Source organism: Planotetraspora sp. A-T 1434 (assembly GCF_025420585.1).
Lineage (GTDB): Bacteria > Actinomycetota > Actinomycetes > Streptosporangiales > Streptosporangiaceae > JAOEGB01.
On sequence record NZ_JAOEGB010000012.1, the window covers coordinates 164,673 to 187,670 of the forward strand.

Sequence of the window (22,998 nt, forward strand, 5' to 3'; positions counted from 1 at the left end):
CGGCCACCTCTTAGTACTTCAGCAGGCTGGCGTCGTCGACAGACGCTGACCTGCGGGTTCGGAAGATCGTCACGATGATGGCCAGGCCGATGACGACCTCGGCGGCGGCCACGATCATCACGAAGAACGCGATGACCTGGCCGTCGAGGTTGCCGTTCTGCCGGGCGAAGGTGACGAACGCCAGGTTGCAGGCGTTGAGCATGAGCTCGACGCACATGAAGACCACGATGGCGTTGCGCCGTACCAGCACGCCGACGCCGCCGATCGCGAACAGCAGCGCGGAAAGAACGAGGTAGTGGGTGGTCACTTGCCCTCCTCCTCCTGCTGGAGGATCTGCGCGACCTCGGGGGCCAGCGTCCCCTCCTCGGCCTCGTGCCTGGCGATGACCCGGTTGACCGACAGCGGCGAGACCGTGCCGTCCGGGAGCAGCGCGGGCATGTCGATGGCGTTGTGCCGGGCGTAGGTGCCGGGGCCGGGCAGCGGGGCCGGGTTCTTGCCGTGCCGGCCGAACTCGACGAAGCGGGCCCGGGACAGGTCCCTCTGGGTCGGCTTGGGCTCGGTGCGCTCGCGGTGCGCCAGCACCATCGCGCCGAGCGCGGCGGTGATCAGCAGCGCCGAGGTGACCTCGAAGGCGAAGACGTGCCGCGTGAAGATCAGCTCCGCGAGCGAGGGCACGTTGCCGTTCTGGTTGGCCACCGCCAGCCCCTTGGGAGCCGCGATCAGCGTGTTGCCGATGCCGAGGCCGAGCAGGGCGGCGAAGCCGAGCCCGGCCACGATGGCCCAGAACCGCTGTCCCCTGATGGTCTCGACGAGCGAGTCCGAGGAGTCCACGCCCACGAGCATGAGCACGAACAGGAACAGCATCATGACGGCGCCGGTGTAGACGATGATCTGCACGGCCGCCAGGAACGGAGCGTCCTGCACGGCGTACAGCACCGCCAGCGAGAGCATGACGACGCCCAGCATCAGGGCCGAGTAGACCGCCCTGCGGCTGAACACGAGCCCGAGCGCGGCGATCACGGACACGACCGCCAGCACCCAGAACGTGATGGACTCACCCATTGCTGCGACCCAACCGGTAGTAGTCCTCCTCGGTGTCGCCGAGGCGCATCTGGTGGGGCGGCTGTTCCATGCCCGGCCCGAGCGGCGCGAGGAGCATCTCCTTGGTGAAGATCAGCGATTCGCGGCTGGAGTCGGCCAGCTCGTACTCGTTCGTCATCGTGAGCGCCCGCGTGGGGCACGCCTCGATGCACAGGCCGCACAGGATGCACCGCAGATAGTTGATCTGGTAGGTGCGGCCGTACCGCTCACCGGGCGAGAATCGCTCGGTCTCGGTGTTGTCCGCGCCCTCGACGTAGATGGCGTCAGCGGGACAGGCCCAGGCGCACAGCTCGCAGCCGACGCACTTCTCCAGGCCGTCCGGCCACCGGTTCAGCTGGTGCCGCCCGTGGAACCGCGGCGCCGTGGGCCGCTTCTCCTCCGGGTAGTTGACCGTCACCGGCTTCTTGAACATGTGGTGGAAGGTGACGCCGAATCCCTTGATCGGGTTCAGCCAATCAGTTGCTCCCACTGGTCACCTCCTCTTTAGGGGCACGCGCCGACGGAACGACTCCGTGGTAGTGCGGAAGGTCGAGCGGCGGCACCGGGAACCCGCCCGCCGCCGGCTCCTCGCGGAGCTGCTCGAACTCCTCCTCGACCTCGGCGGCCCTGGCCTCCCTGCGGCGCTGGTTGACCGTGTCGAAACGGAGCCAGATGCCGAGGCCGGCGATGACGACCACCGCGCCGAACGCCAGGATGCCGTTCCGGTTGGACTCCGGAAGGCGGAGCGCCTGCAGCGTCGCGGCGAGCAGGATCCAGCCCAGGTTGAGCGGAATGAGCACCTTCCACCCGAACGCCATGAGCTGGTCGTAACGGACCCGGGGCAGCGAGGCGCGGACCCACACGAAGAACGCGAAGGCCAGGGCGAGCTTGGCGAAGAACCAGAGCATCGGCCACCAGCCGGTGTTGGCCCCGTCCCACAGCGAGATCGGCCAGGGCGCCCGCCAGCCGCCGAGGAACAGCGTGATGGCCATCGCCGACACCGTGAACACGTTCACGTACTCGGCGAGCATGAACATCGCGAACTTCAGCGACGAGGAGTATTCGGTGTGGAAGCCGCCCACCAGCTCGCCCTCGCCCTCCGGCAGGTCGAACGGTACGCGGTTCGTCTCGCCCAGCATCGTGACCGCGTAGATGAGGAACGACGGGATGAGCGAGAAGACGTACCAGGACGGCGTCGGGATGTGCATGCCGAAGATGTCCCAGGTGCCGCCGCCGGCCTGCTTGGCCACGATCTCCGAGGTGGACAGCGTGCCGGCCTTGAGGAACACCGCGACGAAGGACAGGCCCATCGCGATCTCGTAGGACACCACCTGGGCGCTGGAGCGCAGACCGCCCAGGATGGCGTACGGCGAGCGCGAGCCCCAGCCCGCGAGCACGATGCCGTAGACGCCGATCGAGGCCGTGGCCAGGACGAGCAGCACCGCGACCGGGAGGTCGGTGAGCTGCAGCGGGGTCTTGTGCCCGAACATCCAGACCATCGGCCCGAACGGGATGACCGAGAAGGCCAGGAACGCCGGCACGGCGATCACGACCGGGGCCAGGAAGTAGATGACCTTGTCCACCGTGCGGGGCATGAGGTCTTCCTTGAGGCCCATCTTCAGGCCGTCGGCCACCGACTGGAGCAGGCCGAACTTGCCCGCCCGGTTGGGGCCGTAGCGGTGCTGCATGCGCGAGATGAGCTTGCGCTCGGTCCACACGCCGAACAGCACGCCCAGCATGAGGAACACGAAGATCGCGACGGCCTTGATGATCGAGATCCACAGGGGATCGTGGCCGAAGTCGCTCAGCGTGGGTCCGGGGTTGTTCACGAGACACTCCCGATGGTTACGACGTCGCCCGCCACGGCGCGCAGGTCGCGGGTGACGGACAGTCCGGCCGAGTTCGACGGCACCCAGACCACCCGGTCGGGCAGGTCCGCGATCCGCACCGGCAGGACCACGCCGTCTCCGATGGTGATCTTCCCGCCGTCGACCGCGCCGATCTCCGCCGCCGTGGCCTCGGAGAGCAGCGCCGCCGCCGAGCGGGCGGTCCCGGACAGGTACGGCTCGCCGTCCTGGAGGCGGCCGTCGTCGAGCAGCAGGTGCCAGGTGGCCAGCACGGCCTCACCGGTCCGCGGCTCCCGCACCCCGCCGCCGACGACGCTCGGCGCGGCCGGGCGGGAGCCCCGCCAGGCGCCGAGCCCGGCGAGCTCGCGGCGCGCGGCGGCCGCGTCGGGCAGACCCAGGTGCACGTCCATCTGGTCGGCGATCGAGGTGATGGCCCGCAGGTCGCTCATCACGCCGGGGACGGCCGTGGCCACCTCGAACGAGCGGCCCCTGCCCTCCCAGTTGACGAACGTGCCGGCCTTCTCCGCGACGGCGGCGACCGGGAGGACCACGTCGGCCCGGTCGGTGACCGCGCTGGCCCGGATCTCCAGGCTGACGATGAACGGCGTGTTCTCCAGCGCGGCGAGCGCCTTGCCGGGGTCGGGCAGGTCGTACGGGTCGACGCCCGCGACGACCAGCGCGTCGAGCTCGTCGTTCAGCGCCGCCTCGAGGATCCCGGCGGTGTCCCGGCCGGGCGCGTCGGGCAGGGCCGCGACGTTCCAGGCCCTGGCGACCTCGCCGCGGGCGCTCTCGTCGGCGACCGGGCGGCCGATCGGCAGCAGGCCCGGCAGGGCGCCCGCCTCGATGGCCCCGCGCTCACCGGCCCGCCGCGGCACCCAGGCCAGCCGCGCGCCGGTGACCTGCGAGAGCCGTACGAGCGCGGAGAGGGCGCCACGGGTGGTGGCGAGCCGCTCGCCGGCGAGGATGATCGACCCGGCGGGCAGGATGTCGCCCGCGGAGCCGACCAGGTCGCCGAGCGCCTCGGCCTCGCCGCCGGGACGCGTCCGGATGAGCGTGCCGCTCACCTTGGCCAGGCCCGGCGTGGCGAACGGCGCCAGCGCGTAGACCTTCAGGCCCTTCTTCCGCGCGGCCTTGCGGAGGCGCAGGAAGACGATCGGCGACTCCTCCTCGGGCTCGAAGCCCGCGAGGAGCACGGCCGGGGCCTTCTCCAGGTCGGCGTAGGAGACCTCGATGCCCTTGCCCGCGATGGCGTAGGCGAGGAACCTCGCCTCCTCCTCCGAATGCGGCCGGGCCCGGAAGTCGATGTCGTTGGTGCCGAGGGCGATCCTGGCGAACTTGCTGTAGGCGTAGGCGTCCTCGACCGTGAGACGGCCGCCGACCAGCACGCCGGCCTTGCCGCGCGCGGCGGCGAGGCCCCTGGCCGCGACCGCGAGCGCCTCGGGCCAGGAGGCCGGGACGAGCCTGCCCTCCTCATCACGGATCAGCGGCGACCTGAGCCGGTCGGGCTGTGTGGCGTAGGCGAAGGCCCAGCGGCCCTTGTCGCAGTTCCACTCCTCGTTGACCTGCGGGTCGTCCCCGGCCAGGCGGCGGGTGACCTTGCCGCGCCGGTGGTCCGTACGGAGCGAGCAGCCGGAGGCGCAGTGCTCGCAGGCGCTCGGCGTCGAGACCAGGTCGAACGGCCGGGACTGGAACCGGTAGGCCGCGCCGGTGAGGGCGCCCACCGGGCAGATCTGGACGGTGTTGCCCGAGAAGTAGGACTGGAAGGGCTCGCCGTCGGCGACGCCCACCTGCTCCTTGGCCCCGCGCTCGAAGAAGTCGATGAACGGGTCACCGGCGATCTCGTCGGAGAAGCGGATGCAGCGCGCGCACTGGACGCACCGCTCGCGGTCGAGCAGCACCTCCGTGGACAGCGCGATCGGCTTCTCAAACGTGCGCTTCTGCTCCTGGAACCGGCTCTCGCCCTGGCCGTTGGACATCGCCTGGTTCTGCAGGGGGCACTCACCGCCCTTGTCGCAGACCGGGCAGTCCAGCGGGTGGTTAAGCAGCAGCATCTCCATGATGCCGCGCTGCGCCTTCTCCGCTACCGGGGAGGTGAGCTGGGTCTGGACGACCATGCCCTCGGCGACCTCGATGGCGCAGGAGGGCTGCGGCTTCGGGAAGCCCCGGCCGTTCCCGGCGTCCGTGATGTCGACCAGGCACTGGCGGCAGTTGGCCGCCGGTTCGAGCAGCGGGTGGTCGCAGAACCGCGGGATCTGGATGCCCAGCAGCTCGGCGGCCCTGATGATCACCGTCCCCTTCGGGACGCTGACCTGGAAGCCGTCGATGGTGAGGGTCACCATGTCCACGGGCTGCTCGACCGCTCCCGCCGAGGTGGTCTGTACCGTCATGCCTTACCCCACACAGTTGACGCGGCGCGATCGAACGGGCAGCCGCCGATCTCGAAGTGCTTGAGGTATTCCTCGCGGAAGTACTTGACCGACGAGTAGACCGGGCTCACCGCGCCGTCCGCCAGGGCGCAGAACGAGCGGCCCAGGATGTTGTCGGAGACGTCGATGATGGTGGCCAGGTCCTCCTCGGTGCCCTGCCCCTTGTCCAGCCGCTTGAGCACCTGCTTGAGCCAGTAGGTGCCCTCCCGGCAGGGAGTGCACTTCCCGCAGGACTCGTGCGCGTAGAACTCCATCCAGCGCAGCACGGCCCGCACGACGCAGGTCGTCTCGTCGAAGATCTGCAGGGCGCGGGTGCCGAGCATCGACCCCTTGGCGCCGACCGACTCGAAGTCGAGCGGCACGTCCAGGTGCTCGGCGGTGAAGATCGGCGTCGAGGATCCCCCCGGCGTCCAGAACTTCAGCTCGTGGCCCTCGCGGATCCCGCCCGCCATGTCGATGAGCTCGCGCAGCGTGATGCCGAGCGGCGCCTCGTACTGGCCCGGCCGGGTCACGTGGCCGGACAGCGAGAAGATGCCGAAGCCCTTCGACTTCTCGGTGCCCATGCCCGCGAACCAGTCAGCGCCGTTGGTGACGATGCTCGGCACGCTGGCGATGGACTCGACGTTGTTGACCACGGTCGGGCAGGCGTACAGGCCCGCGACGGCCGGGAACGGCGGCTTGAGCCTCGGCTGGCCGCGGTAGCCCTCCAGCGAGTCCAGCAGCGCCGTCTCCTCGCCGCAGATGTACGCCCCGGCCCCGCTGTGCACGACGACTTCGAGGTCGTAGCCCGAGCCGAAGACGTTCGTCCCGAGGTAGCCCTTCTCGTACGCCTCCCGGACCGCGGCCTGCACCCGGCGGATGACGTGGAGGACCTCGCCGCGCACGTAGATGAAGGCGTAGTTGGCCCTGATGGCGTAGGACGTGATGATGACGCCCTCGACCAGCGCGTGCGGGTTGGCCAGCATCAGCGGGATGTCCTTGCACGTCCCGGGCTCGGACTCGTCCGCGTTGACGACGAGGTAGTGCGGCTTGCCGTCGTTCTGCGGGATGAAGCCCCACTTCATGCCGGTCGGGAAGCCCGCGCCGCCACGGCCCCGGAGGCCCGAGTCCTTGACCATCTGGATGATGGCGTCCGGGTCCATGGTCAGGGCCTGCTTGGCCGCCGCGTACTCGCCGTACCCGTCGAGGGTGAACGAGTTCGGCAGGTCCCAGTTCTTCGTCAGAACCGGCGTGAGCTGTGTCATCGGTCGCTCACCGGTGCCTCCCAGCCATTGGCCTTGGCGATCTTCAAGCCTTGGAGCGACGGGCCGGACGCGGCGGGGCCCTCACCGGCCAGGCCGTCGGGGAAGCCCGCGAGCACCCGCGAGGCCTCCTTGAAGGTGCACAGCCTGCCCGGGCCCCGGGTCGGCGCGACCTCCTTGCCGGCCCTCAGGTCCTCGACGAGCTGCTTGGCCGACTCGGGGTTCTGGTTGTCGAAGAACTCCCAGTTGACCATCATCACGGGCGCGAAGTCGCAGGCGGCGTTGCACTCCAGCCGCTCCAGCGTGATCTTGCCGTCCGTGGTCGTCTCGTCGTGGCCGACGCCGACGTGCTCGGTCAGCTCGTCCCAGATCTGGTCGCCGCCCATGATCGCGCACAGCGAGTTGATGCAGACGCCGACGTTGTACTCGCCCGACGGCTTCCGCTTGTACATCGTGTAGAAGGTCGCGACGCCGACGACCTCGGCCTTGGAAAGGCCAAGCATCTCCGCGCAGAACTCCTGCCCGTCGTCGGAGACGTAGCCGTCCTCCGACTGCACCAGGTGCAGCAGCGGCAGCAGCGCCGACCGGGGCCGGGGGTAGCGGCCGATGATCTCCTTGGCGTCCGTCTCCAGACGCTCGCGGACCTCAGGTGAATACGTCACTGCGCCCTCCTCGCCTTCGGCTCGTCGGCGCATGCCGTAAACGTGCTGTGTTTCCTGGTTCGCTCGCTGCGCTCACTCACCTGTCCACACCTCCCATGACGGGGTCGATCGAGGCGACCGCCGAGATGACGTCGGCGATCATTCCGCCCTCGCACATCGCGGGCACCGCCTGCAGGTTCGTGAAGGACGGGTCGCGGAAGTGCACGCGGTAGGGGCGCGTGCCGCCGTCGCTCACCACGTGCGCGCCGAGCTCGCCGCGCGGCGACTCGACGGCGGCGTAGACCTGGCCCGCCGGCACCCGGAAGCCCTCGGTGACCAGCTTGAAGTGGTGGATCAGGGCTTCCATCGAGCTGCTCATGATGTGCGCGATGTGGTCGGGCGAGTTGCCGAGGCCGTCGGGGCCGAGCGCGAGCTGGGCCGGCCAGCCGATCTTCTTGTCCTCGATCATCACCGCGCCGCCCTTGAGCGGCCCGGACAGGCGGTCGAGCGCCTGCTCGATGATCTTCAGTGACTCCTCCATCTCGGCCATCCGGACGAGATAGCGGCCGTACACGTCGCACGTGTTCTGCGTCGGGACGTCGAACTCGTAGGTCTCGTAGCCGGAGTAGGGCTGCGACTTGCGCAGGTCCCACGGCAGACCCGCGGCCCGCAGGATCGGCCCGGAGATCCCGAGCGCCATGCACCCGGTCAGGTCGAGGTAGGCGACGTCCTTGGTGCGGCGGGTGTAGACCGGGTTCGCGTCGAGGAGCTTGCGCATCTCCTTGATCCGCCCCGGCATGACCTTGAGGAACTCACCGATCTTGTCGACCGCCCCGGCGGGCAGGTCGACGCTCACGCCGCCCGGCCGCACGTAGGCCATGTTCATCCGGAGGCCGGTGATGTACTCGAACAGGTCGAGCACCATCTCCCGCTCGCGGAAGCCGAACAGCATCGGCGTGGTCGCGCCCAGCTCCAGGCCGAAGGTCGCGATGGCCACCAGGTGCGAGGAGATCCGGTTGAGCTCCATCATCATGACCCGGATGGCCTGCGCGCGCTCCGGGATCCTGTCGGTGATCCCGAGGAGCTTCTCGACGCCCATGCAGTACGCCGTCTCGTTGAAGATCGGCGACAGGTAGTCCATGCGGGTGACGAACGTGACCCCCTGGGTCCACGTCCGGAACTCCATGTTCTTCTCGATGCCGGTATGCAGGTAGCCGATGACCGTGCGGGCCTCGTTCACCGTCTCACCGTCGAGCGTCAGCACGAGGCGGAGCACGCCGTGGGTCGACGGGTGCTGCGGCCCCATGTTGATGACCAGGTGCTCCTCGGCCGAGTCGGTGACGGTCTCGACCAGCTCGTCCCAGTCCTGGCCGGCGACGTCGTAGACGCGGCCTTCGGCCTCAGTCGTACTCATGAGTAGGACCTCCTCTGGTCCGGCGCGGGGATCTCGGCGCCGCGGTACTCGACCGGGATTCCGCCGAGGGGATAGTCCTTGCGCTGGGGGTGACCCTCCCAGTCGTCGGGCATCTCGATCCGGGTCAGCGCCGGGTGACCGTCGAAGACGATGCCGAAGAAGTCGTACGTCTCCCGCTCGTGCCAGTCGTGCGTGGGGTAGACAGAAACGGTGGACGGGATGTGCCGGTCGGCGTCGGGGCAGGAGACCTCGACCCGGATCCGCCGGTTGTGCGTGATCGAGCACAGGTGGTAGACCGCGCGCAGCTCGCTGCCGGTCTCCTGCGGGTAGTGCGCGCCGGAGACGCCGAGCGACAGCTCGAACCGCAGCGCCGGATCGTCGCGCAGGTGCCGCATGACGTCCACCAGGCGCTCCCGCGCGATGTGGAACGTGGCCTCGCCGCGGTCCACGACCACCCGCTCGATCGCGTCGCCGAACGACGGCTCCAGAGCGTCGGCCACCTCGTCGAAGTACGACCCGTACGGCCTGGCGGTGAAGATCGTCGGCCGGCGCCGTACGACCAGCCGGCCGTAACCGGAGGTGTCGCCGGTGCCGCCGGCGCCGAACATGCCCCTGCGGACGACCGGCTCCTCCGGCACGCCGGGAAGGTTGCCAGGGAGGTTGTCGGTGCTCACTTCTGGGCCCCCTGGTCGATCAGCGGCAGCGTCCGCAGCGCCTGGAGCTCGAGCTCGTCGATCTGCTTGGCCCGGTGCGCGCCGAACTTCATGTTCTGGATCTTGTCGTGCAGCTTCACGATGGCGTCGATCAGCATCTCCGGGCGCGGCGGGCAGCCGGGGAGGTAGATGTCGACGGGCACCACGTGGTCCACGCCCTGCACGATGGCGTAGTTGTTGAACATGCCGCCACTGGACGCGCAGACGCCCATCGCGATGACCCACTTGGGCTCGGCCATCTGGTCGTAGATCTGGCGGAGCACGGGCGCCATCTTCTGCGACAACCGGCCGGCCACGATCATCAGGTCGGCCTGCCGGGGCGACGCCGAGGCCCGCTCCATGCCGAACCGCGCCAGGTCGTGGGTCGGACCGCCCGTCGCCATCAGCTCGATCGCGCAGCACGCGAGACCGAACGTCGCGGGCCAGACGGAGTTCTTCCGGGCCCAGCCCGCCACCTGTTCGACGGTGGTGAGGACGAACCCGCTCGGGAGTTTCTCTTCAAGACCCATGGCTAATCCCAATCGAGGCCGCGACGGCGCCAGACGTAGGCGTACGCCACGAGGACGGTGACGATGAACAGCACCATCTCGACCAGCCCGAACACGCCGAGTTTGTCGAAGGCCACCGCCCACGGATAAAGGAAGATGATCTCGATGTCGAACACGATGAACAGCATCGCTGTGATCATGTACTTCAGCGGGAAGCGCCCGCCGCCGACCGGCTGCGGAGTGGGCTCGATGCCGCACTCGTAGGCATCCAGCTTGGCGCGGTTCCAGCGCTTCGGCCCGGTGAAGGGCGCGATGCCCACGGAGAACACGGCGAACCCCGCCGCGAGGACCGCGAGCACCAGAATCGGCACATACAGCTCCATGGCTACATGTCCTCGCTTGGTCGGTAGGAAGAGACAGTCATGCGGGCGGCGCCACCTTGGAAAGCGCGTTGATGATGCGGTCGGAGGCGTCGCCTCGCCGATCTGTGAGATTAGCCAGGAGTTTCAGCGCGAATCTCATCAGGGTCGGGTGCGGAAGGCCGTGCCGCGTGGCGAAGCTCATCACCCCGGGCCGTCCGATCGCCTCCACGAACAGCCGCCCGAGAGTGAAGTATCCCCCATAGGTTTCCTTGAGGATACGCGGATACTGGAGCAGCACCCGCTCACGCTGGGCGGGGGTGGCGCGCGACAGCGCCTGCACGACGACTTCGGCGGCGATCCGCCCGGTCTCCATGGCGTAGGCGATGCCCTCGCCGTTGAAGGGGTTGATCGAACCGCCCGCGTCGCCGACGAGCACCAGGCCCCGGGTGTAGTGCGGCTGCCGGTTGAAGGCCATCGGCAGCGCCGCGCCCCTGATCGGGCCGGTCATGTTCTCGTCCGTGTAGCCCCACTCGGCGGGCATGTTCTTCACCCAGCGCCTGAGCAGGTCGCGGTAGTCGATGTTCTTGAACGCCTCGCTGGTGTTCAGCAGCCCGAGGCCGACGTTGGAGGTGCCGTCGCCGACGCCGAAGATCCAGCCGTAGCCGGGGAGCAGCCGGTCGCCGTCCCAGAGCTCCAGCCACGACTCCAGGTAGTCGTCGTCGTGCCGGGGGCTCGTGTAGTAGGTCCGCACGGCGACGCCCATCGGGCGGTCCTCCCGCTTGTGCAGGCCCATCGCGAGGGAAAGCCGGGAGGAGTTGCCGTCGGCGGCGAGCACGAGCCGGGCCCCGTAGGTGACGTCCTCACCGTCGCGCCGGGCGGTGACGCCCACGATGTGACCGCTGCGCTCGTCGAGCACCGGCCCGGTGACGGTGACCTCCTGGAGCAGGGTGACGCCGCCGCTGCGCGCCGCGTGCTCTGCGACGATCTCGTCGAAGTCCATCCGGGTGCGGACGAGCCCGAAGTCCGGGAAACTGTGCAGATCGGGCCAGTCGAGCTCCAGGCGCAGGCCCCCGCCCATGACGCGCAGGCCCTTGTTCCTGATCCAGCCGGGGCCGTCGATGTCGACGCCCATCCCGATGAGCTCCTTGACGGCCCGGGGCGTGAGCCCGTCGCCGCACACCTTCTCGCGCGGGAACCGGGTCTTCTCCAGCAGCAGCACGTCAAGCCCGGCACGGGCGAGGTAAAAGGCGGCAGTCGACCCGGCGGGGCCGGCGCCGACGACGATGACGTCGGCCTCAGCTGCTCTCCGCTGTCCGCGGCCTTGCTCGCTCACGGGGGACCCTGCCTGTCACCTTCGTGCCTTTGTGAACCACTTCACAATCTGTCGCGCCGCAGTCTAACCCTTATTCCCCGCACAATGTCAGAGGGGGTGCGCTAAGGATTCCCGGCCTCCGGCTTGACGGCTCGATGAAGGGCCACTATGCCGAACGAGAGGTTCCGCCAGGCGACCTTCTCCCAGCCCGCCCGCTGGATGATCGCCGCGAGCGCGGCCTGATCGGGCCACGCCCTGATCGACTCGGCGAGATATTCGTAGGAGTCGGGGTTGGAGCTGACCGCCCGGGCCACCTGGGGCAGCAGCCTCATGAGGTACTGCGAGTAGACCAGGTCGAACGACTTGACGACGGGCCGGGAGAACTCGCAGATCACGAGCCTGCCGCCCGGTCTGGCGACCCGGAGCATCTCGCGCAGCGCCTGCTCGGTGTCCGCCACGTTGCGCAGCCCGAACGAGATCGTCACCGCGTCGAAGACGTCGTCGGCGAACGGCAGGTGAAGGGCGTCGCCCGCGATGAAGCTCACGCCCCGGACGCCCCCGCCGTACAGGCCGGAACCGCCGCGCCGCGCCACGCCGGTCCGCAGCATGCCGAGGGAGAAGTCGCAGGCGATCGCCCGCGCGCCCAGCATGGTGAAGGCGTCCGTCGAGGTGCCGGTGCCCGCGGCGAGGTCCAGCACGAGCTCGCCGGGCCCCGCGTCGATCGCGGCGGCGGTCGCCCTGCGCCAAAGCCGGTCCTGCCCGAGCGAGAGGACGTCGTTGACCAGGTCGTACCGCTCGGCCGTGCGATCGAACATCGCGGCGACCTCGTGCGGCTGCTTGTCCAGCGATGCGCGCGTCATGGTGGCAAGCCTAGGCGGCGGCCCGGGAAGTGCCTCACCACCATCACTGGATGCGCGCAACGTAGTTTGTTGATTACGCTCCGTCTGCTAGAACTTGGGGAATGCTCGCCAGAACCGCACTGATCGCAGTGGCAACGCTCGCGGCCCTGCCCGTGGTTGGAGATATGGGGCGCCCGGCCGGCGCCGGCGTGAGCCAGCCCCACGTGGTGTCGGAGAACCCGGTCGACACGACGCCGCACGTTCTCGACGGCATCGTGAACGCGCTGGCGCTCGTCGGCGACACGGTGGTGGTCGGCGGCGAGTTCAGCGCCGTGCGCGACGCCGGCAGCACGCGGGAACTCCCCCGCGCCAACATCTTCGCCTTCGACCTGCGCACCGGCCGGGTCCTGAGCGGCTTCGCGCCCGACCTCGACGGGCCGGTGTCCGCCCTGGCGGCGGGGCCCGGCGGCACCGTCTACGCCGGCGGCTCCTTCAACGGCCCCTTCGACCGTGCTCTGGTCCGGCTGCGCGTCGGCGACGGCTCGGCCGTGCCGTCGTTCTCGGCGCCCGTCTACGGAGGGAACGTCTCCAGTCTCGTACGGCAGGGCGCGGACCTCTTAGTCGGCGGCGACTTCAGCAGGATCGGCCACAGCGCCCGTACGGCTCTCGCCCGCGTGGACGCCGAAACCGGGGCCGTCGATCCCAGCTTCACGGTCACGCCGGGTGACAGCCGGGGAGGCGACGTCAGGATCTACGCGATGGCCGCGACCGGGGGCACGCTCGCGGTCGACGGGTCCTTCATGACCCTCGACGGCCTGCGCCGCCCCCAGCTCGGGCTGATCGACCTGGCGAGCGGGCGGGTCCTCGACTGGCACACCGAGGCGTACGCGGCCAGTTGCCGGGCGAGCTTCCCCTCCTACGTCCGCGGGCTCGACTTCTCCCCGGACGGGCGATATTTCGTGGTCGTCACCACGGGCGGTCCCGCGCCACGCACCTCGAAGCTGTGCGACTCGGCCGCCCGGTTCGAGACGTACGCCCGAGGTGATCGAATCCGTCCTACCTGGGTGAACCTGACCGGCGGTGACTCCCTCTACGCGGTGGCCGTCACCGGGTCGGCCGTCTACGTGGGCGGCCACCAGCGCTGGCTGGACAACCCCCTGGGCTCGGACACCGCCGGGCCGGGGGCCGTCAGCCGGCCGGGCATCGGGGCGATCAACCCCGTGACCGGCAAGGCGCAAAGTTGGAACCCCACGCGAGAAAGGGGAATCGGGGTAAAGGCGTTCCTGACAGTAAAGAAGGGGCTTTTGGTGGGAAGCGACACGACGAGGCTCGGGCATGAGTACCATGCCCGGGTCGGCATGTTCCCGGCGACCTAGTTCTCCCCCGCTCCCCGGCGATTCCTGGCGATCCGCTCGCTGACCGCGTCCCGCTGTTTCGACAGCAGAACGTAGCTGGCCACGCCACTGATCAGGAACGCCAGAGCGAACAGCACGTAGGCGTTGCGGACGCCGACGAGATAGAGGACTGCGAGGGCGACGGCGAACAGGCCGAGACGCGAAAGCGTGTAAACGACTACCGGATGCACAGCGTCGAGGTTACGTCACCCTCACGAGATGTCGGTCTGTCTTCGCATCTGGTGCGAGCACTGCTAGTGTTCACAACAAGGCGCTTTAGTAAAGAAACACCCATGAGCGCCCCAAAGAGGCTCTATCATATAACAATCGGGCATTGAGCCGGTAACAACCCGTGATCTTCTATGAAAACCACGGATAAATCAGGCTTCGCTCGGCACACTGGTTACCTGTCCGCCCGCTGCAGGACGCGGGACGCGAGGGGGAGAGATTGTGGAGAGTAGCAGCGAGCGACTGCTGACCCCTGGAGAGGTTGCCGCCCTCTTCCGGGTCGACCCGAAGACCGTGACACGCTGGGCCGCGGCGGGGCGAATCAGCAGCATCCGTACCCCCGGAGGGCACAGGCGGTTCCGCGAGTCGGAAGTGCACGCCCTTCTTCGCGGAGAGGACGTCCTTACGGCCGACCGGCCGAACGGCGACTCACCGCGAGTCTGACGCACGTACCAGCACCAGGTGATCCTGCGCGCTACCCCGATAGCGCAGGGTCACCCGAGTCAGCCCCGAGTCTGAACACGCCCGAGTTCAGTCCTGCTCGGCCTTGAAGGCCAGGAACTCGCGCTCCAGCTCGTCGTTCTCCTCGCGCCACCGGCGCCGCCGCTCGGCCTCCTCCTCTTCGGTGATCGACTCAGCCGCCCAGCGGTCGTAGTCCGGCTCACCGGGGGCGATCTCCATGTACGCGTTGCCGATCAGGCGCCCGTCATCGCTGGTCAGTGATTGGGGCACGCGGAGTGTCCCGTCACCGAGCCGGATCACGTACATCCAGACCACCTAGATTCCGTAGCGCCGGTTGAAGAACAGCATGACGTTCAGCGCCGTCCGCGTGTCCCCGCCCAGCATGTCGACCAGTGCCGGACGCTGCCGGGACGCGATCGCCGCGAACGCGTCGGCGAAGAACTCCTTGCGCCCGAGGCCGCCGGGCTGCCGGTGGAACGCCGAGACGAACAGCGGCCGGCATTCCTCGTAGAGCGCGGCGAACTCGGGAGAGTCCGACACCCACTCTCCCGGACTCGCGTCCACGTCGTCCAGCGCATGTCCGACTTCGTGCATCATCACGTCCGGCGTCGGAGAGGGGCGGTCCCCCACCACGATCTTGCGGTCGCCGTACGCGCCGGCGCAGATGTCCCAGGTCGCGCGTCCCGACGGCAGCGGCGCTCCGCGCAGGTAGCCCATGTCGTCCAGGTCGGGGACGCCCCCGCGGCCGATATAGATGCCGTCGAGCCCGATGGCCAGCTTGGCCTTGAGCTTCTCGGGCAACCTGGCGAGGCTGTCCACCGCGCGCACCGCGTCGGCCGAAGGAGGACCGTCCATCGCGTCCCACTGGCGGTAGAGGACCCGCTCAAGCGGCCCGCAGTGCCTGCGTCCGTCTCGCAGGTCGGGCACGTCCGGCCGGTGCGGCTCCGCCCGCGCGGGCTGGTCGTCCAGCTCGAAATCCCGCCACGTGTACTGCGGCCGGTCGTCCACCACTGGCGCGGTCACCGCGTGCACCCGCTCCACGGACCGCTCGGGCCACCGCTCTTCCGTTTCGCGATGCGACGAGACGTACGGCCCGCGCTGCCACCACCGCGACCCTCGCCGGTGGCGGCCCCTGTCGCCCGGCTCCGCCATCGCACCCCTCATGCCCTCGCGCCTGAGTTTCTACCGGTCCACCGTACGTTGCCCGCCTGGCCGCGTCACCCGGAATCATGTACGGCTATCACCCCGCAAACACGATCACAAGGAGATATGGCTTACCGTGTGGGCATGCCTAGCGTGATTCTCGGTCTGGCGCTGCTGGCCTTCTGGCTTTACTGCCTGTTCGACGTGATCACGACCCCGGATCCGGTGATCCGGAACCTCCCGAAGCTGCTGTGGATCCTCATCGTGGTGTTCCTCGCCGCCATCGGAGGCGTGTTCTGGTTCCTCTTCGGCCGCCCCCGGGCCCCTGGGTCCACGGCCGGGCCGTACGGCCCGCAGGGGGCGTTTGGAACGCGGCAAGACGCCCCCCGGGGCGGCGTCCCCCGGGGGCCCGACGACGACCCCGAGTTCCTCCGCCACCTGGAGCGCCGCCTCCGCGACGACGACTAACCCCTCCCCCCTCCCCCTCGGCGTGATCATGCAGAGATTCCCAGGGACGCGCTCGGAGCTGGCACCCTCTTGTGCGTGATCATGCACGGATTCCTTGAGTGCGGCACTGAACAGGGAGAACCTCATCAGCGATCATGCAGCTCGCCCGCGCCGTACGCCCTGACGGCCCTGCATGATCACGGACATCGTTCACGCTCTTCAGAGTCCTTCCACAGGAACCTGTGCATGATCACGATCAGTGTTGTGGCAGGAGAGAGCCGAACGCGGGAACCTGTGCATGATCACGCCGGGGAGGGGTGGGGGGGTGATCACCCGGGGGTGGGGTTAGTGAGGGACGTCGGCGTAGGAGTGGAGACCGCTGATGAAGACGTTCACACCGATCAGGTTGAAGAGCAGGCAGCCGAACGCGACCAGCGACACGATGATGGCGGCCTTGCCGCGCCATCCGGCGGTGGCCCGCGCGTGGAGGTAGGCGGCGTACGCGACCCAGGTCACGAAGGCCCAGACCTCCTTCGGGTCCCAGCCCCAGTAGCGGCCCCACGCGCGGTCGGCCCACAGGGCTCCGGCGATGACGGCGAACGTCCAGATCGGGAAGGAGATCACGATCGCCCGGTGCGCGATGCGCTCCAGGTCGGCGCGTGACGGCAGGACCGACGGCCGCCCGTCCTTCCTGATCAGGTAGAGGATGGCGCAGACGCCGGCCAGGATGAACAGCCCGCTGGAGACGATGGCGGCCGTCACGTGGATGGCGATCCAATAGGAGTGCAGCGCGGGCATCACCGGACCGGCCTGGACGTGCAGGAAGAGCACCGCGAAGCCCAGCCCCAGGGCGGCCGTCAGGGTGACGAACGCGCCGAGGAAGCGGATCGGCTGCCGGGTCAGCAGCACGAGGAAGGCGGTGGCGGCGGCGAAGCAGATCGCCACCACGAACTCGTACATGTTGCCCCACGGCCACCGGTCCACCGCGAGGCCGCGGGTGAGGATGCCGGCGAGGTTGCCCGCCCACGCGATCCACGAGAGGACGACCGCGACGCCCCCGGCCTTGACCGCCCACGGCGCCGGCCCCGCCTCCGGCTCGGTGCGGCTCTCCGGAAGGACGTCCCCCCCGCCGGCGCCGACGGAGACCAGCTCCCGCTTGGGGGCGGCGGCCGCCGTACGGACCCGGCCGAAGGCCAGCTCCAGCGCATAACCGATCATGGCGGCGAGATAGAGCAGGACGGTCGCCAGGATGAGCTGGTCGCTCAGCGTGGCGAGTCCCTCGTTGACCTGGGCAGGCATCCCTACTCCTCGTCCGGGCGAAGCGTGGTGACGATCTCGGAGAACTCCTCGGAGAAGCTCTCGCCGCCGCCCTCCGTGCGGGTCAATCCTCCCACCGTGACCTGCCGGTCCTTTATCCGGACCCAGACCCTGCGGCGGCGGATGGTCAGGGACAGCACGAGGCCGATCACCGCCGCGGCCGCCGCGAGCAGGGCGGGCAACCGGCCGGGGTCGTAGGTCGTCTGGAGGCTGATCCACTCCTTGACGCCGGTGAACTGGATCTTCCCCGCGCCGTCGGCAAGCTCGCGGGTGTCGCCCACGTTGAGCGGTGCGGGCTGGGCCGACATCGTGCCGAGCGGCTTCAGGTGGTCGGTGTTGAGCTGGTAGACCGACTGCGGCCGCCCGTTCTTCAGGCCGAGATCGCCGGAGAACGGGAAGACCTGGACCGTCGGGTTGACCGCGCCGGGGAAGACGGACACCCAGGCGCCGCCGTTCGGGACCGTGGTGGGCAGGAAGCGCGCGAGGAACCCGAGCTGCACCGGCTGCGCGTCGGGCACCTTGATCACGCATTCGGAGGTGTAGGTCGCCTGGTCGTTGGCGAGGCAGGGCACCGGCCCGTCGAAGGCCACCTGCCCCTTGCCGTCGATGACCTTGAACGTCGGAGCGTACCCGTGGCCGATGAGGTAGGTCAGCGTGCCGTTCACGTCGAGCGGGTCGTTGACCTTGAGGTCGAAGTCGCGCGGGGCGGACGTGGGCGAGTCCTGGACCGTGAGTTTGGCGCTGTAGTCGAGCGGCTGGCCCTGCTTGGCCCCGGCGGCGACATAGGTGGCACGGAAGTCCTCGAGCGTGAACGAGAACGGCTCGAGCGACTCGGCCGTCACCCGCTGGCCCGGCATGAACCGGTCGTACGCGGCGACGGCGTTGGCGAAGCCGTCCCCTTCGACCACGAGCACGTTGCCGCGGTAGCCGTACAGGCCGCCGGCGCCGACCGCGAAGAGCAGCACGAGGAGCGCGATGTGGAAGAGCAGGTTGCCGGTCTCCCGCAGGTAGCCCTTCTCGGCGGCGACCCAGTCCGGCCCCGTGACGACGCGGAACCGCCTCTTCCGGAGCTTCGCCGCCGCCTCCTCGACCGTGAGGCCGCTCTCGAACGACTCGCCGTGCGGCAGACGCAGGAGGTTGCGCGGCGCGGCCGGCGGGTCGCGGCGGATCTCCTTGAGGTGGACGAGCGCCCGGGGCAGCACGCATCCCGCCAGCGAGACGAACAGCAGCAGGTAGATGGCCGCGAACCAGGGCGACGTGAACACGTCGAACAGCCAGAACCGGTCCAGCCACTTGGCCTCGGTGGGGCTGTTGGCGTAATACTGCGCGACCCTGGCCGGGTCGACGCCGCGCTGCGGGTAGAGCGAGCCCGGCACCGAGCCGAGCGCGAACAGGAACAGCAGGATCAGCGCCGTCCGCATCGAGGTCAGTGTCCGCCAGGCCCACCGCAGCCAGCCCACGGGCCCGAGCCCCGCCGGGCGCACGGGATCCGGAGCGACCTCGACGGTGTCGTGGGGCGCCGTCATCAGATCACCGGCTCGAATCCGCCGACCCAGCCCTGCAGCCCGGCGATCAGATCGCCCCAGAGCCCGGTCACGAGCAGCAGGCCCACGCCGACGAGCATGGCGCCGCCGACGCGGGTGACGAGCGGGGTGTGGCGGCGCACCGCGGCGAACGCGTGGAGCGCCTTCCGGTAGGCCAGCCCGGCGAGCACGAACGGCAGGCCGAGGCCGAGGGCGTACGCGAAGGCGAGGACGGCCCCGCGGGCGGCGCTGCCCTGGTCGACCGAGAGTGTGAGGACGACGGCCAGCGTGGGGCCGATGCAGGGCGTCCAGCCGAGCCCGAAGACCACCCCGAGCAGCGGCGCGCCCGCGAGCCCCGCCGCCGGGAGCCGGTGGAACCGCACGTCACGCTGGAGGCCGGGGATGAGGCCGATGAACGCGAGGCCGAGGACGATCGTGACGACCCCCAGCACGCGGGTGATCATGCCGGCGTTGCCGAGCAGGACGCCTCCGAGGCCGCCGAACAGCGCTCCGCCCAGCACGAACACGGCGGCGAAACCGAGGACGAACAGGGCGCTGCCCAGGATCATCCGGCCGCGCTTCGGATCGCCGCTCATGCCCGTCACGTACGACAGGTAGCCCGGCACCAGCGGGAGCACGCAGGGAGACAGGAACGACACCAGCCCGGCCGCCAGCGCGATCGGGAGGGCGACCAGCAGCGATCCGGTCGCGACCGTGGCGCCGAGGTCACTCATCGCTCACCTTGGTGACCGCGTCGAGAAGGTCGTTGTACTTGACCTCACCCAGCGCGCGGGCGGCGATCCGGCCCCGATCGTCGATGATCAGCGTGGAGGGGATGGCCGCCGGAGGGACGGTCCCCTGGAACGCGAGCAGGACCTTGCCGGTCTTGTCGTAGATGCTCGGGTAGCCCGGCTGGACCGTGCGGTCGAAGGCCTGGGCGGACGCCTGGAGGTCCTTGAAGTTGACGCCGACGAACTCGACGCCCTTTGCGCGGGTCTTGGCCGCGATGTCCTTGAGCACCGGGGCCTCGGCCCGGCAGGGGGCGCACCACGAAGCCCAGAAGTTGAGCACGTAGACCTTGCCGGAGGCAAGCTTGGCCGTGCCGCCGTCGAGGGTCGCGCCCTCGATCGCGGGCGCCTTCTGGCGGGCGCCGGCCCCGAAGAGCTCGACCCTGCCGTCCCCCGGCACGAACCTCGTGTCGCCGGATCGGGGCTGGGACGCCTGACCGCCCGCGCAGCCCGCGAGGGCTGTCACGGCCAGAGCGACGATCACGGACAGGCTCTTGGCGGACACGGGAGGAGGATCTCCTTGTACTACAACCGGTAGAGCTGTAAGCCTACCGAGCACGCGGGGTGCCCCGGCCAGCGGGTCATGCCCCGGGAACGGGATTGCCCTTGAGGAGCGCGCCGGCCGGCTCGCTGTAGCCGACGCTGCTGAGGCGGTCGCCCTCGAACGTGAAGCTGGTGAGGCTGGCCAGCGCGCACTGGCGGCGGCGCGGGTCGTGCCACAGGCGCCTGCCCTCGGCCGCCAGGCGGAGAACCCAGATGGGCAGCTGGTGGCTGACCAGCAGTGCCTCGTGACCGCGCGCCCGCTCCCGCGCGTCGTCCACGACCGACTTCATGCGGGCGACGACCTCGGTGTACGGCTCGCCCCAGGACGGCCGGAACGGGTTCCTGAAGTGCCGGTAGTAGCGGGGGTCGCGGAACACGCCGTCGCCGGCGACCCGCATGCCCTCGAAGACGTTGGACGCCTCCATCAGCCGCTCGTCGAGCGTGACCTCCAGGTTCAGCGCCTGGGCGGACGGCGCGGCCGTCTCCTGCGCCCGCTCCATCGGTGAGCTCCAGACGGCGACGATGTCCCTGCCCCCGATGGCCTTGGCGACCACCTCGGCCATCTGCCTGCCGTTTTCGGACAGGTGGTAGCCCGGCAGCCTGCCGTACAGGATCCCGGAGGGGTTGTGGACCTCACCGTGGCGGAGGAGGTGGACGACGGTCGTCTCAGTCATGGCCTCGACAGCCTACCCGGCGTCCAGGCCCTCGCACGCGGTCCGCAACGCGTCGACGGCGGCGCGAATCGCGGGACGGCGGGCGGCGTCGGTCCGCCAGACGGCGTAGAGCCGCCGCACGGGCGGAGGCTCGATGGGCACCGCGTCGACGCCCTCGGGCAGCGGTCCCCGGCCGAGTCGAGGGACGAGCGCGCATCCGTGGCCGGCCGCGACCAGAGCGAGGTGGGTCGGATACTCGTCCGCCATGCAGACGATCTCCGGCTCCTTCTCGACCGAGCGGAGCAGGAACAGTAGAAAGTCGTTGCACACGGTGCCCGGCGTCGAGGCGATCCAGCTGTCACCGGGGAGGTCGGCGAGCTCGACCTTCTCCCGGCCCGCCAGCGGGTGGCCGACCGGCACGATGACGTCGGCTATGTCGTCCAGCAGCGCCACGCGGGAGAGGCCGTCGGGCAGTGCCATGGGCCGGTTCAGCCAGTCCTGCACCACGGCGAGGTCGATCTCCCCCCGGGACACCTCGCGGAGCTGCCGTTCCGGCTCGCGCTCGTAGATCAGTAGATCGAGGTCGGGATGGTGCTTCTTCAGCACCGAAAGCGCCTGGGGCAGGATGCCGCGCGCCGCCGTCGGGAAGGCCGCCATGGTGAGCCTGCCCACCACGGCGCCCCGCAGCGCCTCGAAGTCGGCCTCCGCGGTCTCGACCAGCGCGAGGATCTTCTCCGCGTGCTCGGCGAGCAGCCCCGCCGCGTCGGTGAGCTTCACCCCCCGGCCGTTGCGCTCGACCAGGACTGTGCCCGTCTCGCGTTCGAGCTTGGCGAGCTGCTGGGAGATGGCGGACGGGGTGACCATCAGTGCCTCGGCGGCCGCGCCCACGGATCCGTAGACGGCCACCGCGTGCAGTGCCTTCAGCCGGTGGAGATCCAACATGTAAGCCAGTTTAAACCGTGCAGCTTAGAAAATCTTGCTTGTCCTCAACTGTTAAGCAGTGAAACGATATGGGCATGCGAATCCTGAACAAGCTCTTCACTAAGCCCACCCGTCCGTCCTACCTCGAGGCGCTCGCAGCCGACGCCCGCCAGAGACGAAACAGGCAGAGCACCTCCTCCCGCTGATGCGACCCCGCCACCTCGCCCTGAGCATCGGCCTCGCCGCCGTCTGGGGCTTCAACTTCGTCGTCATGCAGGCGGGGCTGAAGCACTATCCGCCGCTGATGTACGCGGCGCTCCGGTTCCTCGTGGCCGCCTTCCCCGCGGTGCTCGTCATCGGATCGCCGCGCGTGCCGTGGCGGTGGGTGCTCGCCACCGGCGCGTCGCTCGGCGTGGCGCAGTTTGGCCTGCTCCTCGTGGGCATGCGCGCCGGCATGCCGGCCGGGCTGTCCTCACTGGTGATCCAGGTCCAGGCGGTCTTCACCGCCCTCTTCGCGATCCCACTGCTGCGCGAGCGCCTCAGCCGCCGCCGTGTGGCGGGCATGGCCCTCGCGTTCGGCGGTCTCGGGGTGATCGCCATCGGCGTGGTAGCACGCTCGAGCGCGATCCCGTTCGGCGCGTTCCTGCTCTGCGTCGGCGCGGCGGCCGGGTGGGGCCTCGGCAACATCGCCATGCGGAAGGCGGCGCCGCCCGACGCGCTGCGCTTCATGGTCTGGGTGAGCGCCGTGTCGTCGGTCCCGCTCCTGGGGCTGGCACTGGTCGCCGACGGGCCGTCGTCGCTGGCCGTGTTCAGCGCCGAGGGCGTGGGCGCCGTGCTGTTCACCGGCCTCGTCTCCACCCTGGGCGGATACGGCGTGTGGGGCTGGCTGCTCACCCGCTACGACGCCTCCGTTGTCGCGCCGTACGCCCTGCTGGTGCCGGTCTTCGGCCTGTCGTCGGCTGCCCTGGTGGCGGGCGAGCGGATCTCCTGGCTCACCGTCGCCGCCGGCGCCCTCATCCTGTCCGGTCTGCTGTACGCCAACTCACGTCCTCGTACGGCTCTCGCCCCGGCCGCCGAGCCGGGCTACCTCCGGACGCTGGCCGTACAGGCCCGAGCCCGCCGCGCCCTCCGGCAGCCCGGCGACCTTCCCGTCCTCGTGAGAGAGAACGGACAAAGCGCCCCGAGGTGAGCGGGATGGCCACGGAGAGTAGCGGGG

26 protein-coding genes are annotated in these 22,998 nt (G+C 69.6%); 4 read left to right on the plus strand and 22 right to left on the minus strand.

The window, feature by feature from the left end; genetic code table 11:
• Nucleotides 1–10 precede the first annotated feature (10 nt).
• From nuoK to N5079_RS17775, 13 genes are all read right to left on the minus strand, one after another.
• Complete coding sequence (gene nuoK / locus N5079_RS17715; RefSeq protein WP_036325326.1) at nt 11–307, minus strand: NADH-quinone oxidoreductase subunit NuoK; 297 nt, start codon at nt 305–307, stop codon at nt 11–13.
• Nucleotides 304–1,062, minus strand: coding sequence for an NADH-quinone oxidoreductase subunit J (locus tag N5079_RS17720; protein WP_261584969.1), 759 nt, complete (start codon nt 1,060–1,062; stop codon nt 304–306). Before N5079_RS17720 ends, nuoK begins: the two co-directional genes overlap by 4 nt.
• Entirely contained in the window at nt 1,055–1,570 is a 516-nt protein-coding gene (nuoI, locus tag N5079_RS17725; protein ID WP_261584970.1) for an NADH-quinone oxidoreductase subunit NuoI, read from the minus strand. Before nuoI ends, N5079_RS17720 begins: the two co-directional genes overlap by 8 nt.
• Nucleotides 1,557–2,909, minus strand: a complete 1,353-nt coding sequence (gene nuoH / locus N5079_RS17730; protein WP_261584971.1) for an NADH-quinone oxidoreductase subunit NuoH — start codon at nt 2,907–2,909, stop codon at nt 1,557–1,559. Before nuoH ends, nuoI begins: the two co-directional genes overlap by 14 nt.
• Nucleotides 2,906–5,314, minus strand: a complete 2,409-nt coding sequence (locus N5079_RS17735) for an NADH-quinone oxidoreductase subunit G (RefSeq protein ID WP_261584972.1) — start codon at nt 5,312–5,314, stop codon at nt 2,906–2,908. Before N5079_RS17735 ends, nuoH begins: the two co-directional genes overlap by 4 nt.
• Complete coding sequence (gene nuoF, locus N5079_RS17740; protein ID WP_261584974.1) at nt 5,311–6,597, minus strand: NADH-quinone oxidoreductase subunit NuoF; 1,287 nt, start codon at nt 6,595–6,597, stop codon at nt 5,311–5,313. Before nuoF ends, N5079_RS17735 begins: the two co-directional genes overlap by 4 nt.
• Nucleotides 6,594–7,289, minus strand: a complete 696-nt coding sequence (gene nuoE / locus N5079_RS17745) for an NADH-quinone oxidoreductase subunit NuoE (protein WP_261584975.1) — start codon at nt 7,287–7,289, stop codon at nt 6,594–6,596. Before nuoE ends, nuoF begins: the two co-directional genes overlap by 4 nt.
• Nucleotides 7,290–7,332: 43 nt before the next feature.
• Nucleotides 7,333–8,649, minus strand: a complete 1,317-nt coding sequence (locus tag N5079_RS17750; protein ID WP_261584976.1) for an NADH-quinone oxidoreductase subunit D — start codon at nt 8,647–8,649, stop codon at nt 7,333–7,335.
• Complete coding sequence (locus tag N5079_RS17755; protein ID WP_261584977.1) at nt 8,646–9,323, minus strand: NADH-quinone oxidoreductase subunit C; 678 nt, start codon at nt 9,321–9,323, stop codon at nt 8,646–8,648. Before N5079_RS17755 ends, N5079_RS17750 begins: the two co-directional genes overlap by 4 nt.
• Nucleotides 9,320–9,871 (minus strand): NuoB/complex I 20 kDa subunit family protein, encoded by a 552-nt coding sequence (locus tag N5079_RS17760; protein WP_261584978.1) that lies wholly within the window; start codon nt 9,869–9,871, stop codon nt 9,320–9,322. The genes N5079_RS17755 and N5079_RS17760 overlap by 4 nt, the downstream gene beginning before the upstream one ends.
• Nucleotides 9,872–9,873: 2 nt before the next feature.
• Nucleotides 9,874–10,233: an NADH-quinone oxidoreductase subunit A gene (locus tag N5079_RS17765; protein ID WP_036325316.1), complete on the minus strand. Its 360-nt coding sequence runs from the start codon at nt 10,231–10,233 to the stop codon at nt 9,874–9,876.
• A 37-nt stretch (nt 10,234–10,270) separates the two neighbouring features.
• Complete coding sequence (locus tag N5079_RS17770) at nt 10,271–11,545, minus strand: geranylgeranyl reductase family protein (RefSeq protein ID WP_261584980.1); 1,275 nt, start codon at nt 11,543–11,545, stop codon at nt 10,271–10,273.
• 101 nt (nt 11,546–11,646) lie between these two features.
• On the minus strand, nt 11,647–12,384 hold the full coding sequence (locus tag N5079_RS17775) for a demethylmenaquinone methyltransferase (protein WP_261584981.1): 738 nt from the start codon (nt 12,382–12,384) through the stop codon (nt 11,647–11,649).
• Nucleotides 12,385–12,572: 188 nt separating this feature from the next.
• Between N5079_RS17775 and N5079_RS17780 the strand changes: the two genes are divergently transcribed.
• Nucleotides 12,573–13,739, plus strand: a complete 1,167-nt coding sequence (locus N5079_RS17780; protein WP_261584983.1) for a hypothetical protein — start codon at nt 12,573–12,575, stop codon at nt 13,737–13,739.
• Here N5079_RS17780 and N5079_RS17785 read toward each other — a convergent pair.
• Nucleotides 13,736–13,948 (minus strand): DUF4229 domain-containing protein, encoded by a 213-nt coding sequence (locus tag N5079_RS17785; protein WP_261584984.1) that lies wholly within the window; start codon nt 13,946–13,948, stop codon nt 13,736–13,738. The genes N5079_RS17780 and N5079_RS17785 overlap by 4 nt on opposite strands.
• A gap of 259 nt (nt 13,949–14,207) precedes the next feature.
• Here N5079_RS17785 and N5079_RS17790 point away from each other — a divergent pair, with 259 nt between their 5' ends.
• Complete coding sequence (locus tag N5079_RS17790; RefSeq protein ID WP_036325312.1) at nt 14,208–14,429, plus strand: BldC family transcriptional regulator; 222 nt, start codon at nt 14,208–14,210, stop codon at nt 14,427–14,429.
• An 87-nt stretch (nt 14,430–14,516) separates the two neighbouring features.
• Here N5079_RS17790 and N5079_RS17795 read toward each other — a convergent pair whose 3' ends face one another.
• Both N5079_RS17795 and N5079_RS17800 read right to left on the minus strand, forming a co-directional pair.
• On the minus strand, nt 14,517–14,753 hold the full coding sequence (locus tag N5079_RS17795) for a hypothetical protein (protein ID WP_261584986.1): 237 nt from the start codon (nt 14,751–14,753) through the stop codon (nt 14,517–14,519).
• Nucleotides 14,754–14,762: 9 nt separating this feature from the next.
• Nucleotides 14,763–15,611, minus strand: coding sequence for a hypothetical protein (locus tag N5079_RS17800; protein WP_261584988.1), 849 nt, complete (start codon nt 15,609–15,611; stop codon nt 14,763–14,765).
• A 123-nt stretch (nt 15,612–15,734) separates the two neighbouring features.
• On the opposite strand from N5079_RS17800, the gene N5079_RS17805 reads away from it, so the two are divergent.
• Nucleotides 15,735–16,058 (plus strand): PLD nuclease N-terminal domain-containing protein, encoded by a 324-nt coding sequence (locus N5079_RS17805; protein ID WP_261584991.1) that lies wholly within the window; start codon nt 15,735–15,737, stop codon nt 16,056–16,058.
• 324 nt (nt 16,059–16,382) lie between these two features.
• On the opposite strand, the gene ccsB is transcribed toward N5079_RS17805, so the two are convergent.
• The 6 genes from ccsB to N5079_RS17835 all read right to left on the minus strand — a co-directional run bounded on the left by ccsB (nt 16,383) and on the right by N5079_RS17835 (nt 21,803).
• Entirely contained in the window at nt 16,383–17,336 is a 954-nt protein-coding gene (gene ccsB, locus N5079_RS17810; protein ID WP_261584992.1) for a c-type cytochrome biogenesis protein CcsB, read from the minus strand.
• A 2-nt stretch (nt 17,337–17,338) separates the two neighbouring features.
• Nucleotides 17,339–18,880, minus strand: a complete 1,542-nt coding sequence (locus N5079_RS17815; protein ID WP_261584993.1) for a cytochrome c biogenesis protein ResB — start codon at nt 18,878–18,880, stop codon at nt 17,339–17,341.
• Entirely contained in the window at nt 18,880–19,611 is a 732-nt protein-coding gene (locus N5079_RS17820) for a cytochrome c biogenesis CcdA family protein (RefSeq protein ID WP_261584996.1), read from the minus strand. The genes N5079_RS17815 and N5079_RS17820 overlap by 1 nt, the downstream gene beginning before the upstream one ends.
• Complete coding sequence (locus tag N5079_RS17825) at nt 19,604–20,170, minus strand: TlpA family protein disulfide reductase (RefSeq protein ID WP_261584997.1); 567 nt, start codon at nt 20,168–20,170, stop codon at nt 19,604–19,606. Before N5079_RS17825 ends, N5079_RS17820 begins: the two co-directional genes overlap by 8 nt.
• Nucleotides 20,171–20,246: 76 nt before the next feature.
• On the minus strand, nt 20,247–20,882 hold the full coding sequence (locus N5079_RS17830) for a histidine phosphatase family protein (protein ID WP_261584998.1): 636 nt from the start codon (nt 20,880–20,882) through the stop codon (nt 20,247–20,249).
• Between the two features lie 12 nt (nt 20,883–20,894).
• Entirely contained in the window at nt 20,895–21,803 is a 909-nt protein-coding gene (locus tag N5079_RS17835; RefSeq protein WP_261585000.1) for a LysR family transcriptional regulator, read from the minus strand.
• 184 nt (nt 21,804–21,987) lie between these two features.
• On the opposite strand from N5079_RS17835, the gene N5079_RS17840 reads away from it, so the two are divergent.
• Entirely contained in the window at nt 21,988–22,971 is a 984-nt protein-coding gene (locus tag N5079_RS17840) for an EamA family transporter (RefSeq protein WP_261585003.1), read from the plus strand.
• The last annotated feature ends 27 nt before the right edge of the window (nt 22,972–22,998 follow it).

Bases quoted from the DNA above. Each gene is read 5' to 3' on its own strand.
- N5079_RS17735 (WP_261584972.1), bottom strand. From the start codon at position 5,314: ATGACGGTACAGACCACCTCGGCGGGAGCGGTCGAGCAGCCCGTGGAC.
- N5079_RS17805 (WP_261584991.1), top strand. From the start codon at position 15,735: ATGCCTAGCGTGATTCTCGGTCTGGCGCTGCTGGCCTTCTGGCTTTAC.
- N5079_RS17760 (WP_261584978.1), bottom strand. From the start codon at position 9,871: ATGGGTCTTGAAGAGAAACTCCCGAGCGGGTTCGTCCTCACCACCGTC.
- N5079_RS17840 (WP_261585003.1), top strand. From the start codon at position 21,988: ATGCGACCCCGCCACCTCGCCCTGAGCATCGGCCTCGCCGCCGTCTGG.
- N5079_RS17775 (WP_261584981.1), bottom strand. From the start codon at position 12,384: ATGACGCGCGCATCGCTGGACAAGCAGCCGCACGAGGTCGCCGCGATG.
- N5079_RS17800 (WP_261584988.1), bottom strand. From the start codon at position 15,611: ATGAGGGGTGCGATGGCGGAGCCGGGCGACAGGGGCCGCCACCGGCGA.
- N5079_RS17720 (WP_261584969.1), bottom strand. From the start codon at position 1,062: ATGGGTGAGTCCATCACGTTCTGGGTGCTGGCGGTCGTGTCCGTGATC.
- nuoF (WP_261584974.1), bottom strand. From the start codon at position 6,597: ATGACACAGCTCACGCCGGTTCTGACGAAGAACTGGGACCTGCCGAAC.
- N5079_RS17830 (WP_261584998.1), bottom strand. From the start codon at position 20,882: ATGACTGAGACGACCGTCGTCCACCTCCTCCGCCACGGTGAGGTCCAC.
- N5079_RS17835 (WP_261585000.1), bottom strand. From the start codon at position 21,803: ATGTTGGATCTCCACCGGCTGAAGGCACTGCACGCGGTGGCCGTCTAC.
- N5079_RS17795 (WP_261584986.1), bottom strand. From the start codon at position 14,753: ATGTACGTGATCCGGCTCGGTGACGGGACACTCCGCGTGCCCCAATCA.
- ccsB (WP_261584992.1), bottom strand. From the start codon at position 17,336: ATGCCTGCCCAGGTCAACGAGGGACTCGCCACGCTGAGCGACCAGCTC.
- N5079_RS17815 (WP_261584993.1), bottom strand. From the start codon at position 18,880: ATGACGGCGCCCCACGACACCGTCGAGGTCGCTCCGGATCCCGTGCGC.
- N5079_RS17820 (WP_261584996.1), bottom strand. From the start codon at position 19,611: ATGAGTGACCTCGGCGCCACGGTCGCGACCGGATCGCTGCTGGTCGCC.
- nuoE (WP_261584975.1), bottom strand. From the start codon at position 7,289: ATGCGCCGACGAGCCGAAGGCGAGGAGGGCGCAGTGACGTATTCACCT.
- N5079_RS17750 (WP_261584976.1), bottom strand. From the start codon at position 8,649: ATGAGTACGACTGAGGCCGAAGGCCGCGTCTACGACGTCGCCGGCCAG.
- N5079_RS17765 (WP_036325316.1), bottom strand. From the start codon at position 10,233: ATGGAGCTGTATGTGCCGATTCTGGTGCTCGCGGTCCTCGCGGCGGGG.